Source organism: Sporomusa sp. GT1, assembly GCF_014634905.1.
GTDB classification, from domain to species: Bacteria; Bacillota; Negativicutes; order Sporomusales; family Sporomusaceae; genus Sporomusa; species Sporomusa sphaeroides.
Map to the genome: position 1 here is coordinate 69786 of NZ_BMBX01000001.1, position 14891 is coordinate 84676.

13 protein-coding genes are annotated in these 14891 nt (G+C 46.8%); all 13 read right to left on the bottom strand.

Features of this window, described 5'->3' with window-relative positions; all coding sequences use genetic code 11:
- Positions 1-119: 119 nt before the first annotated feature.
- Positions 120-1418: an FAD-dependent oxidoreductase gene (locus GT1_RS00390; RefSeq protein ID WP_188396621.1), complete on the bottom strand. Its 1299-nt coding sequence runs from the start codon at positions 1416-1418 to the stop codon at positions 120-122.
- A 298-nt stretch (positions 1419-1716) separates the two neighbouring features.
- Positions 1717-2622, bottom strand: coding sequence for a homoserine kinase (gene thrB / locus GT1_RS00395; protein ID WP_188396623.1), 906 nt, complete (start codon positions 2620-2622; stop codon positions 1717-1719).
- 19 nt (positions 2623-2641) lie between these two features.
- Positions 2642-3937: a homoserine dehydrogenase gene (locus GT1_RS00400; RefSeq protein WP_188397460.1), complete on the bottom strand. Its 1296-nt coding sequence runs from the start codon at positions 3935-3937 to the stop codon at positions 2642-2644.
- 8 nt (positions 3938-3945) lie between these two features.
- Positions 3946-4395 (bottom strand): ACT domain-containing protein, encoded by a 450-nt coding sequence (locus tag GT1_RS00405; RefSeq protein WP_075755403.1) that lies wholly within the window; start codon positions 4393-4395, stop codon positions 3946-3948.
- A gap of 155 nt (positions 4396-4550) precedes the next feature.
- A complete protein-coding gene (gene spoIVA / locus GT1_RS00410) occupies positions 4551-6029 on the bottom strand; it encodes a stage IV sporulation protein A (RefSeq protein WP_075755401.1) in 1479 nt (492 codons plus the stop codon).
- A 147-nt stretch (positions 6030-6176) separates the two neighbouring features.
- Positions 6177-7205: an NAD(P)H-dependent glycerol-3-phosphate dehydrogenase gene (locus tag GT1_RS00415; protein WP_304626243.1), complete on the bottom strand. Its 1029-nt coding sequence runs from the start codon at positions 7203-7205 to the stop codon at positions 6177-6179.
- A 10-nt stretch (positions 7206-7215) separates the two neighbouring features.
- Positions 7216-7836 (bottom strand): glycerol-3-phosphate 1-O-acyltransferase PlsY, encoded by a 621-nt coding sequence (plsY, locus tag GT1_RS00420; RefSeq protein ID WP_188396625.1) that lies wholly within the window; start codon positions 7834-7836, stop codon positions 7216-7218.
- Between the two features lie 21 nt (positions 7837-7857).
- Entirely contained in the window at positions 7858-9183 is a 1326-nt protein-coding gene (gene der, locus GT1_RS00425) for a ribosome biogenesis GTPase Der (protein WP_075755395.1), read from the bottom strand.
- Positions 9184-9333: 150 nt separating this feature from the next.
- Entirely contained in the window at positions 9334-10641 is a 1308-nt protein-coding gene (locus GT1_RS00430; protein WP_188396627.1) for a DUF512 domain-containing protein, read from the bottom strand.
- A gap of 113 nt (positions 10642-10754) precedes the next feature.
- On the bottom strand, positions 10755-11963 hold the full coding sequence (gene spoIIP, locus GT1_RS00435) for a stage II sporulation protein P (protein WP_223225973.1): 1209 nt from the start codon (positions 11961-11963) through the stop codon (positions 10755-10757).
- Positions 11953-12708 carry a DUF1614 domain-containing protein gene (locus GT1_RS00440; RefSeq protein WP_223225974.1) on the bottom strand — a complete coding sequence of 252 codons (756 nt, stop codon included), beginning with the start codon at positions 12706-12708 and terminating at the stop codon, positions 11953-11955. Before GT1_RS00440 ends, spoIIP begins: the two co-directional genes overlap by 11 nt.
- A gap of 230 nt (positions 12709-12938) precedes the next feature.
- Positions 12939-13673, bottom strand: a complete 735-nt coding sequence (locus GT1_RS00445) for an NAD-dependent epimerase/dehydratase family protein (RefSeq protein WP_188396629.1) — start codon at positions 13671-13673, stop codon at positions 12939-12941.
- A gap of 142 nt (positions 13674-13815) precedes the next feature.
- Positions 13816-14883, bottom strand: coding sequence for a type 2 isopentenyl-diphosphate Delta-isomerase (gene fni / locus GT1_RS00450; RefSeq protein WP_188396631.1), 1068 nt, complete (start codon positions 14881-14883; stop codon positions 13816-13818).
- Between the last annotated feature and the right edge of the window lie 8 nt (positions 14884-14891).

Sequence of the window (14891 nt, forward strand, 5' to 3'; positions counted from 1 at the left end):
TGTCAACAGTTTTATCAATTATAAGTTTTATTATGGAAACTTTTATTAGTTATCTGGTAAGTCCAGCGTGATGATTCCACACCGACCGAACAACAGTAATCGCTAGCTTTTAATGCATATTACCGGCATATTGCTGCCCGCTTGACCGGACGGGCAAATACTCCGCTTAGACCGGCTTTTGCCACCCGCTCTTTAATGGCTTGGATATCGGTGGTATATAAGCCTTTCTCCTGCATGCGCTCAAAGTATTGAGCACCGGAAAATGTGTATTTTACTTTTAAGCCGTTTACTGATTGCATTTGTTCGCCGACATGGGCAATAGCATCACCAATGGCTAATGTTTCGGGTAATATCAGTAGTTTTTCGCCAAGTGCCTGACGTAGTGCATTATGTCCTGCCAGAGTACCTGTTACAATGGCCTCTGTATGGCCAACCAAGAGACCGGCCTTTTCGCCGCCGCAAAACAGGTTATCAATTCCCTGGACTTTGAGGGTGTTGTCCCGCGGCGAGAGTGCGGTAAAACGCATCGAATTGCCCACACCGCCGGAATATGGATCTTCATAACGGGCGTTCTCAAAGCCCGGAATCTGGCGGAGCTTGTCCAATGGAAAATAAGGCGTCATGAGCTTGGCATGACCGGTATCAAGCAGAATGACGTTATCAGCAAATTCCTTTAAGGCATATTGCTGGCAGGCTTTTATCGATAGAGAGTCCGGCTTTTTAAGCCGGTCAGGTATAGGGACGACAACGACCCCCTTAGTGTTAAGTTCTTTAACAATGGCTTCACTCAGTGAGTCTTTGTGGAGTTTGCAGGAACCGCTCATGGCACCTAAGCTGCCGTCAGCCTTACGCCCAATCATTTCTTGTATGCCGGCACGGGCAGCAATACTTATTCTGGGGCCAAAGGTTGGACAACGAATAATACACATTGCGCAGCCGTTGCCATACTTGCTGCACTGGGATTGGGGGCCGGCGGTCCCGGTAGCTTCGACAAATACATCACCATACACTTCGTCGTCCTTGTCGGTGATAACTGACTTAATTCTTTGCCCGTCCATTGTAATGTCACGCACTCTGGCCAGGAAGTTATATTTTATATCATAGTATGCTAATAATTGTCTAATAGCGGGTTCCACACGCGCCACATCATACAAAGTAACATGCTTATGACCGGGAAATTCAACATTGCTATGGCGGGCAACTTTATCGATAGTATTAAATATATCGTCACCCATAGCTGACAATTCTTCCGCAGCCGTAAACCGGCCATTATTACGCATAATTCCACCGACCAGGCCTGTTCCCAGAAGCATGTCTGCCCGTTCAAGTAAAATTACTTCACCTGCGCCTGCTTTTTTGGCCGCTACAGCTGCACTGCAGCCAGCCCACCCGCCGCCAATAACAACTACTCTAGGCACGAAGGACACCTCCGTTATAGTTCAGGCAATGCCCGTATTTTGCAGATATTCTTCTTCCGGGATGTACCTTACGACTCCCGTTGCAACAAAATAACGCTGCCATTCTTTATCCGATGACTAACCTTCATCTGGGGTTAAAATCCCACCTGAAGCTAAGTCTACTTTATATTTTGGCATGAAATACCGCAAATATGTATAAAGAAATACGGCTACGCCGGGCCTCTGGCGGCAGACAGCAGTCGATGTTGCCCAAACAAAAACCTGATCGCGATATGTGCGAACAGGTTTTGTATATATGTTATAGTATTATAGCACCTTGCCGGTCAATGTTTAACAGTTGGTATCTTGCTTTGATCTTATGAATATTGAAGGCTTTGACCATTACCTGCCCCACTTCATCGGAGTCTCCGTCGGTAAAGGCCAGCAGACATGGCCCGGCACCGCTTAACGCCGCCCCCAGTGCTCCGGCCTGACGGGCAGCTGTTAATACTTGCGCCATACCGGGAATAAGCTTCTCACGATATGGCTGGTGCAACCGGTCTTCCAGCGCGTGCAACAGGAGTTTAAATTCACCGGTGCACAATGCTCCGACTAACAGTGCCGACCGGCTGACATTAAACACGGCATCCGCAAAGGGTACCGACTCCGGCAATACTCTGCGGGCAGCCTTGGTAGACAGGTTAAACTCGGGGATAACAGCTACCATTGTAAAATCCTTGGGAGGCAGGAACCGCAAATATTTGGCAGAGCCGCTATCCATGATGCTGACAGTAATACCACCAAAAATAGCCGGAGCTACATTATCTGGATGGCCTTCAATACTGGTAGCCATATCCAGAATTTCTTGCTTTGATAATTGACAGCCGGTAATTTCATTGGCTGCTACCAGTCCACCGACTATAGCGGCCGCACTGCTGCCAAGTCCTCGCGCCAGGGGAATATTGTTGACCATTTTAAGCGCAATTCCCGGATAGTGCCGGCCTGTTTTATTCAGAACCATCTGAACGGCTTTAATGGCAACATTAGAACCGTCAGCCGGGATAGCACCTGCACCTTCGCCCGCTACCTCAAGTGATATACCTGCTTGTGGACTCAAAGTAAGTTCAAGCTCGTTATATATCGTGCAAGCTATACCAACCGCATCAAACCCCGGGCCGCAATTGGCCGTTGTTCCCGGCACGCGGATTTTCACGGTATTTGCCATGATATCGCCACCTTTACTGCTATGAAATCTGCTCTGCTTCTACTCTGATTACATTGCCCACTTTGCTTACCATCGACATGCCCAGTAAGGTATTCATGGCTAGACGGATGTTTTCGTCAGATACCCGGTATGTAATAAGCACAAGCTCTGTTGCGCACTCCACTTTACGTTTCTGAATGACGGAATGCAGGCTGACCTGCTGGGCACCAAATGCACCTGCAATAGCCGCCAGCACACCCGGTTTGTCTTCGACTAAGAGGCGGATATAATACGGTGATTCGGTTTTACTGACAGGATAGATGGGTTTTTGTTCAAAACAAGTACACAATATCCTGCTGCTGACATTATGGCGAATATCGCGGGCTACATCAATGATATCGGCTGTCACCGCACTGGCAGTTGGCAATTCACCGGCCCCGCGGCCATAAAACATGGTTTCACCTACGGCATCACCTTTGACAAAAATAGCATTAAATACATCATTCACTGCGGCTAAAGGATGAGTAACCGGCAGGAAGGCCGGATGTACACGTACATTAATCCCCCGGTCATCTTGCTTGGCAACAGCCAGAAGCTTGATGACAAAGCCAAGTTCCCGGGCATACTCAATATCTTCAATGGTAATATTGGTTATACCTTCAATATAGACATCTTCTAATGTAACCCGGGCACCAAAACCGATGGAAGCCAATATGGCAATTTTTCGGGCCGCATCATAACCACCGACATCAGCTGACGGATCGGCCTCGGCATACCCTTTGGCCTGAGCTTCGGCTAATACATCACTATAATCCATTTGTTCGTTGGTCATTTTGCTGAGCATATAGTTGGTCGTGCCATTCACAATGCCCATAATCTCACTGATTTGATTAGCCGCCAGACATTGTTTCAACGGTCTGATTATCGGGATACCCCCGCCGACACTAGCTTCGAATAGAAAATCGGTATGAGTTTCTGCCGCAGTGTCAAACAATTCGCGGCCGCATTTGGCCACCACATCTTTATTTGCGGTAACAACGTGCTTGCCGGCCTTGAGCGCGGCTAACATATAATCTTTGGCCGGCAGCTCGCCGCCCATAACTTCAACCACGATTTTTATATCAGAATCATGTAGTATTTCGTCAATACTTGTTACCAGTTGCGCCTCTGTTGTTATATTTCTAACCTTGTCTGGATTTTTTACCAGTATTTTCTTGATAACAACAGGTGCTCCCACTTTTTGTTGAATACTGCGGGCGTTATTGGCCAATATTTTAACCACACCGGTACCAACAGTCCCCATTCCCAACAAAGCAATCTGGATTGCTTTCATTATTTTTCCTCCTAAGCCTGACCTAGAACTTCCAGTCTTTTCACACCATCAACCATTCTTAATTTGTCAAGCATTGCTTCCAAGTCAATAGCTAATTCGGCAGTTTCAATGGATATAGTCGCATTGGCGACCCCTTGCAGCGGAATCCCCTGATTAATTGTCAAAACACTGCCATGTTCGTTGGCTATCGTGTTTAGAACCCGTGACAATACGCCTGATTTGTGTTCAAGCAACAGAGCAAGTGTAACAATCTTTTCTTTACTGGCTTCATAAAACGGAAATACATAGTCCTTATATTTGTAATAGGCGCTACGGCTTAGTTCCATTTTTTCCACTGCTTCGTTAATTGTTCTTGCTTCACCGCGTTTTAATAACTCTTTTACCTTAATCGTCTTTTTGATGGCTTCGGGTAAGATTTCCTCCCGAACTAAATAAAAAACAGCTTTTTGTCCTGTAACCATGGTTCTCCTCCTCGGTACTGCTACTACGGATGGATATCTGTATCTGGTAGACATTATATCATCAATTCTGCCAGGTTTACAAGCCAAAATACAAAAAAATTCTAGTCAGTCCTTTACAGACTGACTAAAAAATTCTTCTGAAAATACTGTTTTTGTTAAAAAATGATACATATTAATCCGCCGCTGCCATCATTAACGATTTTTTGCAGTGTATCTTTTAGTTTTAACTGTGCATTTTCCGGCATAGCTGTCAATTTATTTTGAATGCCTTCACGAACCAGTTCATTTAAAGATTTACCAAATAAGTTGGTGCGCCAAATTCTTTCCGGTTCGCCTTCAAATTCACGCATGAGGTATTGAATGAGTTCTTCGCTTTGTTTTTCAGTGCCGATAATAGGAGAAATTTCCGCTTGCACATCAGTACGGATGATATGTAAGGATGGAGCCGAAGCCTTTAGTTTTACGCCAAACCGGTTGCCTGTCCGGATAATTTCAGGTTCTTCTAAAATCATTTCATCAAGTTGTGGCGGTACAATGCCATAACCAGTTTGTTCAACATCTTCAAGCGCAGAGGCAATTTTGTCATACTGCCGCTTAGCTATTGACAGATCTTTCATCAGGCGCAACAAATGATGTTCACCGCTAATAGTAAAGCCGGTGAGCTCTTCAAGTACACTATAGAAAAGATCCGGGCGGGCGGTCATTTCGATAACGGCTATACCACTGCCAAGGTCCATGTCATGAAGAATGACATCGGCGACAAAGTCATAACCGGACAAATCGTCAATGGCCCGATCGATATCACGCAAACGGCGAATGTATTGAACGACGTCATTCACCGCACCCTCAAATTTTTGTCTCAGCCAGTGATCTTTCTCCAGCTCTTCTACCCACTTAGGCAATGTTATATTGACTTCTTTGACCGGGAATTCATATAATACTTCCTGCAAAATTCCATAAATATCGTCATGCGATAATTGGGCGCAATCAACCGGAATGACAGGCACATCATAACTGCCTTCCAGTTTAGCCACAAGTTCACGAGTATCTTTGGAATTTGGTTTGCCGGTATTTAAAATGACCAGGAATGGTTTTTGCAATTCTTTAAGTTCGGCAATGACACGTTCTTCGGCCGGAAGATATTTATCCCGGGGTAAGTCGGTGACAGTACCGTCTGTGGTAATGACCAAACCAATTGTTGAATGTTCGGCAATAACCTTACGAGTGCCAACTTCGGCTGCTTCCTGGAACGGAATTTCGTTTTCGAACCAGGGTGTAAGCACCATGCGGGGGCCTTCTTCCTCTTCATAACCCAGCGCACCGTCTACGGTATAACCAACACAATCGACAACCCGAACCCGCACATTAACATTGTCTTTTACATTGATTTCGACGGCTTCATTAGGGATGAACTTAGGCTCTGTCGTCATAATAGTTTTGCCGCCGGCACTTTGCGGCAGTTCGTCTTTGGCACGTTCTTTATCATGGGGATTACTGATATTAGGTAATACCATGGTTTCCATAAAACGTTTAATAAAGGTTGATTTACCCGTGCGAACCGGACCGACTACACCAATATAAATATCTCCACCAGTGCGTTCGGCGATATCTCTAAACAGGTCGAATTTTTCCATCTGGCGTCTCCCTCCCTGATTACGGTAATTGTCATTATAAATATATGACAGGCCACCTCAAATATTACAAAATATAAAAAAGTATGGTAACTAAAAAGTAACTTACCTTACTTTATTAGCCACCATACTTTTTTATGCCAAGTTTATTTACTGCCAATGTAAATTGTTAAGCACAACTTCTTCTACCTCATGTGTCCGGCCGCGGGTCATGAGTTCGAGAACTGCATGTTTCGAGGATTTATTTTGATACAGGACCTCATACATTTGTTCTGTTATCGGCATTTCCACTTTATATTTAGCTGCCAATTGAAAGGCTGCTTTAGTTGCCCTGATACCTTCCACAACCATGGAGGTTTCCGCCTGAATTTCATCAATGGTCTTGCCTGCCGCCAGCATCAGGCCAGCCCGCCGATTGCGGCTGTGTACACTGGTGCAGGTGGCAATAAGGTCCCCGATACCGGCGAGTCCGGCAAAGGTCAGGGGATTTGCTCCCATCGCCATACCAAGGCGGGTGATTTCGGCCAACCCGCGTGTCATCAGTGCGGATTTAGCATTATCACCAAACCCCAGTCCTTCGGCAATGCCAGCGCCAAGGGCAATGATATTTTTGAGCGCGCCGGCAAGCTCTACCCCGACTATATCAGGATTGGTATATACGCGAAAAAAAGGCAGCATAAAGGTATCTTGCACAAACTCAGCTACCTTGCGCGACCTGGCTGCGGCAACAGTGGCCGTGGGATGACCGGAAGCCACCTCCTCAGCATGATTAGGACCTGATAATACGGCAATATTCTCAGCCGCTAGCGGTAATTCTTCGGCAATGATTTCGGACATCCTTTTCACGGTGGTTAGTTCCAGCCCTTTGGCAGCACTGACAATAAGGGTGTCAGCACTGACGTAGGGGGCCAAGGCTGCTGCTGTTTGCCGTATGGCGTGAGAGGGCGTAACCAGTACGATTAGCCGGGTATCGCCTGCGGCCACGGCGAGGTTATCGGTAACGCAAACCGTTGCCGGTAATTTGCAGCCAGGTAAATAGCTGTGGTTTTCCCGGGTGGAACGGATGCTTTCCGCTAACTTAGGCGACCTTGCCCATAGAACAACCGATTGATGTTTTTGACCCAACACGCCGGCTAACGCTGTCCCCCAGCTGCCGGCGCCAATTACTGCGATATGCATTATATTACTGTCACTTCTCCTTTGCGGGACCGGAGGCTGTTTTACCGCCTGCTCTAATTTTTGGTTCTTCCCCTTTTAGAAGGCGCTCAATGTTCGGACGGTGCCGGATAATAACAAATAAAGCGGCCAATATCCCGAAATAAAAAAATTCTTGCCTGACATTCAATAGCCACATGCTGATAGGAACCAAAGCTGCCGCGACAATGGATGCCAGCGAAACATAGCGAGTCAAATAAACAATAGCCGCCCAGACGGCAAAAACAATGAGTGTTACCTTAGGCGCAATCATGGCGATAACACCAAGGCCGGTAGCCACACCACGCCCGCCTTTAAAATTCAAAAATACCGACCAGTTATGGCCGGTGATAGCGCCAATACCACCAGCCAATTCAGCTAGCGCCGTTCCGCCCAAATACTGACCGATCAGGACCCCTGCCACACCTTTGAGCGCATCTGTAAGAAAGACCCAGAAGGCCGGCCAGGGACCTAATGTCCGATACGCATTAGTGGCCCCAATATTTTTACTACCAAACTGCCGTAAATCAATATTATAGAAATTCCGACCAATAATCAGTCCATTCGGAATTGAACCAATTAGGTAGCTGGCAGCAATAACCAGCACATACTCCATTCTCCCACTCCTTCAATGAGTTTACTCCTCTTTGTCTTTGCGGCCACGAACCACTAATTTGAGTGGAGTTCCTTCAAAACCAAACGCTTCTCTCAATTTGTTTTCTAAAAAGCGCAAATAGGAAAAATGCATAATTTCCGGATCATTAACAAAGAAAACAAAGGTGGGCGGTTTTACGTCCGGCTGGGTGGTAAAATAGATTTTAAGCCGCCGGCCTTTGTCGGAAGGTGGTGGATTGATCGCAGTAGCATCTTCAATAACTTGATTAAGCACACTGGTTGCTACCCTCATGGAATGCTGGTCTGCTACATATTTTACCAGCTCAGTTACCCGATGAACACGCTGTTTGGTGAGCGCTGATGTAAATAGGACCGGCGAATATTGCATGAAACCCAATTCTTCGCGAATGGTCTCGGTAAATTTCAGCGAGGTCTTGCCGTCTTTTTCAATAAGATCCCATTTATTAACGACAATAATGCTGGCTTTACCGGCTTCGTGGGCATAACCGGCAATCTTTTTATCTTGTTCTGTCACGCCTTCTTCGGCATTAATAACCATGAGCACTACATCACAGCGGTCGACTGCCCGCAGGGAGCGGATAACACTATACCGTTCAACCGGCATATCAATCTTGGCCTTACGCCGCATGCCAGCCGTATCAATCAGCACATAGGACTGACCGTCTTTAGTAAAATGGGTATCAATGGCATCACGGGTAGTGCCGGGAATGTCACTGACGATAACCCGTTCTTCACCAATAATGGAGTTAACCAGCGAAGATTTGCCAACATTGGGGCGGCCGATTACCGCCACTTTGATTTGGTCAATATCTTCGGGTTCAATATGCTCTTGTGGCATATTTTCAATTAATCTGTCAAGCATGTCACCAATGTTAAGGGCGTTAGCGGCGGAAATGGCAATAGGATCACCTAGTCCCAGATTATAGAACTCGTAAATATCGGCTTCATTTTTCATATTGTCTACTTTGTTTACCACCAAGAGCACAGGCTTTCTGGTGTTGCGCAAAATCACGGCCACTTCGTTATCAGAGGAAGTTAATCCGGCTTTGCCGTCCACAATGAACATGATAACATCGGCTTCCTCGATAGCCAGTTTAGCCTGATTACGTATGGCATTAAGCATCTTGTCTGTGGTCTCAAATTCGATACCGCCGGTATCAATCATAGTAAAATTGCGGCCCAGCCATTCGGCATCCATGTAAATACGGTCACGGGTAACACCGGGTATGTCTTCAACAATAGATAGACGGCTCTTGCCAATATAATTGAATAAAGTTGATTTGCCGACATTAGGCCGGCCAACAATTGCGACAATTGGTTTACTCATCTAATACCACCTTGTATCTTTTTAAAATCGTTTCCTTGATGTGATGAATCCGTTGATCTGTAGTAGTTTTTCCTTTACCATTGCCTGTATTTACTTAAATTAACCGCATAATTGCATAGTTACCGTACTATAGCTGTTCTTGCCTGCACACTATCGCCACGCAGCAAGCAATTGTTTTAAATCCTGGGCAAAATAGGCACTGCGCACAGGTGCCCCCAGTTCGGCGGCAATATCTGCAGGTGTGGTGTCATCAAGAAAAACCTGCTCCCCTTTTCTGAGAGCAACTCCTGGTATAATAATACCGGTCCGGGAACCCGGAAGCCTTTTCAATGCCTCGATAATATCACCGCCGGTCAACAGTCCGGTGACGGTAACATCACTGCCAAAAAATCTGTTTTCCACTGCAATAACCCTAACTGTTAAGTTGGGAACAGCCAGTTCAGCCAAAAGAGGTACGAGAATTTTTTCAGCGGAAATGCCGCAGATAACATCGATAACCTGTGGCTCAGTATAGCCGGCAGCCATGACCGGTTCTTCCTCCCATTCAGCCAGGAAGCTGCGGACAAGGCCGACCCCGTTTTCCAGCTGCCGAAAGCCGTCATACGATTCATAACTCGGAAATTCTTTACCTGCAGCCAGATAAAATTCATCAGCCAGATACACGAAAGATTCCTCAAGCTCTTCACGGCATTTTTTTTGCCACTCATGGACAAGTTCTGTTACCTCTTCAGCAGCGGCAGCGGAAAACTTGATTAACGGATGACAATGGTCACGATAACGGGTAAGACCTACGGGAACGATCGACAGCGATAAAACCGACGGCTTAAGAGCGTATAAATCCCGGATGGTTCTATCTAACTCCCTGCCATCATTAACCCCGGGGCAAAGCACAACCTGTGTATGAAAGTCAATACCTTTGTCTGCCAGTTCATTAAGCTGGTCCATTATCTTGCCGGCCTGCCTGCCACCTAACATCCGCTCTCTAAGTTCACCATTAGTAGTATGTACGGAAACATAAAGTGGCGAAAGATGCAGTCTGGCAATCCGGCTGATATCTTTTACTCCCAGATTGGTCAGGGTAACAAAATTGCCATATAAAAAAGAAAGGCGATAGTCGTCATCTTTAATATACAGGCTTTCACGCATACCTGGCGGCATTTGGTCAACAAAGCAAAAAATACATTTGTTAGCGCACTGTCGCACTTTATCAAATACTGCGCTTTCAAACTCCAACCCCAAATCTTCATCATATTCTTTTTCCAGAGTTATTAGTTCCTGTTCGCCGGAGCTGCGTTCTATAAGCAGTTCAATTTCTTCTTCAGCCAGCGCAAAACTGAGATCAATGATATCCTGAACAACCTCGCCGTTGACTTCAAGCAATCGGTCTCCGGGCATAAGGCCTATTTCAGCGCCGATACTGTCAGATTTTACGTTAGATATAATGCCGCTATATGTCAAAGTATTCCCCCCTTTCTTTAGTATTCCTTCAGTAGCTATATTTTCCTGCAAAACCGCTGATAAACGGCAAAAATTAAATTAGAAAAGGCAGGACCAGGCCTGCCTGCTTAGTACTATTTGTCGTCTTTCCTGTCAGCTTGCTCGGAAGGCTCATTGTCTTTCCTGCGTTTTCGGGACTTGGGAGCAAGAAAATTAGCAAACTCTGTTGATGCAAAATTTTTGAGTTTAGCACCGGCCTCTTTGAGGCCGCCGGTACTCAGTAATAAAAAAGCTGCGCCCCCAACGATGAGCAGTCCTAAAATCCACCCTATCGACTTGGTGGCGCCCGATGCCCCGCCGGCAGCAGAACCCAGGCCGGCATTGCCATCCGCATTGGTGGCTCCGGCGGCATTGGGGCCGGTAGGAGCGCTGGATTTACCGAGTATTGTTGGTATAACGTCGGCAAACAGGGCAATGCCTTTTTCAGCCGATTCGCGGTCATTCGTATGGGCTCCGACTTCCAGCAGCATGGAACGCGGATGCAAGTCCTGATTATAATCGCCGCCTTTGGCAAAAAAGATACCTTTCACCAAACCAGGATGCTTTTTATCTGAGGCGGCTTTAATCTGCAGGGCATAATCTTCAATTTGCTTGCCTGTAGGGCCATATTTGCCAACAACCAGTTGCACTTTACTGATATCCTGTCCGTCAATTTTACCACCATACACCTGCGGTGGCACAGCATCACGGTGAATATCAAAGATAGCATCAGGCTGTTCTTTTTTAATCAGATTAACCGCTGTCCGGCGCGAACGTTCATACGCCATATCGTCATGCGGATCATGCTTGGCTTCCGAAAAAGCCACATTCATACCTTTGCTTTCGAGTTCTTTGGCGAATCTGGCACCGACTTTATAGATACCGCCGGCACCAAGAATACTTTCTTTGCCATCGGTGGGCACATAAGACTCGTCAGAATGAGTATGATAAATGGCCACTTTACCGCTGCCCTCGGCTCTGGCAGTGGCTGGTTCCAAAAAACCCTTAAATTGAGCCAGAATCCCTTGCTCAGGTTCCTTATAATACAGGGATAGATCAACTTCCTCAATTAATTTGGCATAAGCAGTATCGCCCTCAACTCGGACAACTTCATACTTGCGATTGTTTTCAGTAAGAACCTGATCTCCCGGTTGCAGCAGCCGGCCTGTCATATACACGTTATTGCCGGCTTCATCGACAATAGTCGCGTAACTGCCGTCATTACGTTCATGGGCAAAGCCGTTGGGACTAAGTATCGCAAGCAGCAGCCCGATAATAAGGACTGCACCCAGTCTACTCTTCACGGCGTTCACCCCCGTTGTTTGAGGCCTTGTCATTTGCTGGCATTTGCTGGGTATCTTTTTGTTTTTCCTTCGGATGCAGTTCCTTACTAAACTCATAGAGACCTTCAGGACGATTGGGTCCCAGTACAGGCCCGCCCTGCAATTTTTCCCGGGTCTCGCCTACCAGTTCGGCAATCATAACCGCGATGATACCGGCAATAATGGTCGCATCAAAGGCTCCCGCCCCACCAATCGCCGTAGTTCCGGGAATGCCCAGACCAGAGATGGTTACTGCATGGACAATATCGCTTAAAACTATTCCCAATACCCCGCCGATAAAGGCACTGCGACGTGAACGGCCGGCAATATAGGCAATTAAGCCTGCGGATATTCCATAGATAAGTTTGGGGTCCATAAACATGTTTTCCGGTTCATACGGCAGATAGCGTGAGCCTAAGGATACCGCTGCAGCTACCAGTACCGCCGCAACAACCGCCCGCACTCTTTCAGCCGTTTCATCAGCTTTAACAATTAAGTAAATACAAAGTAAAATTGGCAATAAAGCGCCACCCACGTTAATGGTGATTTCCATCGGGGAACGCATAACGGGAATGTCAATAAAGCTGCCAATAACGATTCCGGCAATGAAAAGCAATGCCTGTTTATCCGTCATTCGCATACGATCCAGGATTCGCTGCGCTAGTCCGAAATAAACCAAGACACTGACGACTAAAAGTAGAATCATTCCCAGCGGCATATTCATCATGTTGTCTCACCTCATACCTTTGTGATGTTGATTTATTACATCTAGTTTGCACTGTTACTGTCTGATTAATACAAAGGGGGGTGTCTCAAAATAGGTTTTATTTCCAGCCCATTTCACATAAAAAAACACGGCTTGCGCCGAGCCTTAGGCGGGCCGAATTGCTATGCCATCCGTGGCGCAATCGGCACTAGCGCCATCCAGGCGCGTCGCAGCGGAAGCCGTTGTTGGGATTATAACCGCCGCCCGGCAATACCTGGACCCGCTGCCGCCATCCTGACAATATCCTCCATTTGCTCCGGCGAGTAAGTGGTGACCCCTGGTTTATCTCTCTGAGCAAGCTGATACATAGCCTGAGCCACCACTCTTGCCTCTATTGCCAGCTTAGGCCATGACCTCTTAAGTAAAAGGGAAAGCCCGCGGACGACCTTAATTGCTATGGTTTCGAAAAATCTAAACTCTTGGCGCATCCCGATCAGCAGCGACGGACGAAGAATCGAGACTGCTGTCAAAGGAATGCTTTTTATTTGCTCCTCAAGTTGTCCTTTCAATTTTTGATACCAGATAAATGATCCAACATTGGCATTTACCGCGCTTACAATCAGAAAATGACAGCCCCCCTGTTCTTTTGCCATATTAGCCAAGGTAACAGGATACTCTACATCCACTCTGTACATGGCTTCCTTCGTTTTGGCTTTCTTGATTGTTGTCCCTAAACAGCAAAAAACATCATCTACCGCAAAATATTCTTTTACCGCTTCAAGCCGGTCAAAATCACAGACTATTTCTATTAGCTTTGGGTGTTTCACCGCCAGAGGTCTTCTGACAATGGCATAGACTGTTGCATATTGTTTCTCCGCTAGCAGGATTTGCAGCAATTCACTTCCCACTAAGCCGGTTGAACCGGCGATAAGAGCCGTTTTCGCCTTCACAATACCCTCTTCCCTTCCAAAAGTAAATGTTTTCATTGCAATGGATTTGTTTAATAAAATAAGTCCGCTTTCAATCATAATCATGAGAAAGCGGACTCTGCCTTTTCGTTGATAATATCATTTAATCTTTCGCTAACTTCTTTGTTTTGACAGGCTCTCTCGCTGTACGACAGCCCCGCTAGCGTATTTTTTTCCGTCGTGCAAACTGTGTTATATCAATGCCTCTGGCTTCCAGCCATTCCCGGCTGAAGCCGGTAATCACAAGAGGACAAGACTGCAGTTCCTTAACGGTGCGTGTACCCGCCAGCAGCATGAATCGTTTTACATCTGTAGTAAAGCTCTCATACCAGTGAATAGCTCCCTCCAGCCCTTGGCACTGCAGCACTTTAAGTATCGGGCCGGCTATACCCGCCGCTGCACCGCCGATAGTAAGCGCCTTAACAACATCAAGTGGTGTTCGTACTCCGCCTGACAGGATAACATCTGCACTGGAATTGGTTATTGACAGCACTTCCATGGCACTGATAGCGGTGGGGATACCCCAACTCATCATGTCGTCATCCAAAGGCAGTTTACTGCGGGCAGCTTCAATTGCCAGGAAGTTAGTTCCGCCGGTCCCACCGACATCAATAGCTTTAACGCCGACACCCGCAAGCGCTGTCGCTTGTTCGCGCGCAATGCCGCACCCCACTTCCTTGACAATAACCGGAACATCCACTTGCGCCACGATGGCTGCAATGCGTGACAGATAACCGCTGAAGTCGCGGTCTCCCTCACTCATGATAATTTCCTGGCCGGAGTTAAGATGAATCTGAATAGCCTGGGCATCAATCATTTCAACGGCATAGCGGGCAGCCTCAGGCGTGGCATGGGCCCCAAGATTGGCAAATACAATCCCCTCCGGGTTGACCTGCCGGACAATTTTATAAGACTCGGCCACAGCCGGATTCTCAACGGCTGCATATTGAGAGCCAACCGCCATAGGTATGCCTGTTTGTTTGGCAAATTCCGCCAAATCGCGATTAAGGAGGGTAACATCATCGGCACCGCCTGTTATCGCATTAATAATAACTGGTTGTGCCAGAGGGATACCGGCCACAGTTGTACTGATGTCAATATCCCGCCAGGCCAAATCCGGCAGACAATTATGCACTAAATGAAAATCGGCAAATCCGGCAGCCGCCGGACCATCGTCCAGCAGCATCGAGTACTTTATATGTTCCAGTTTGCGTGACTGCCGTTTCATACTTCGCT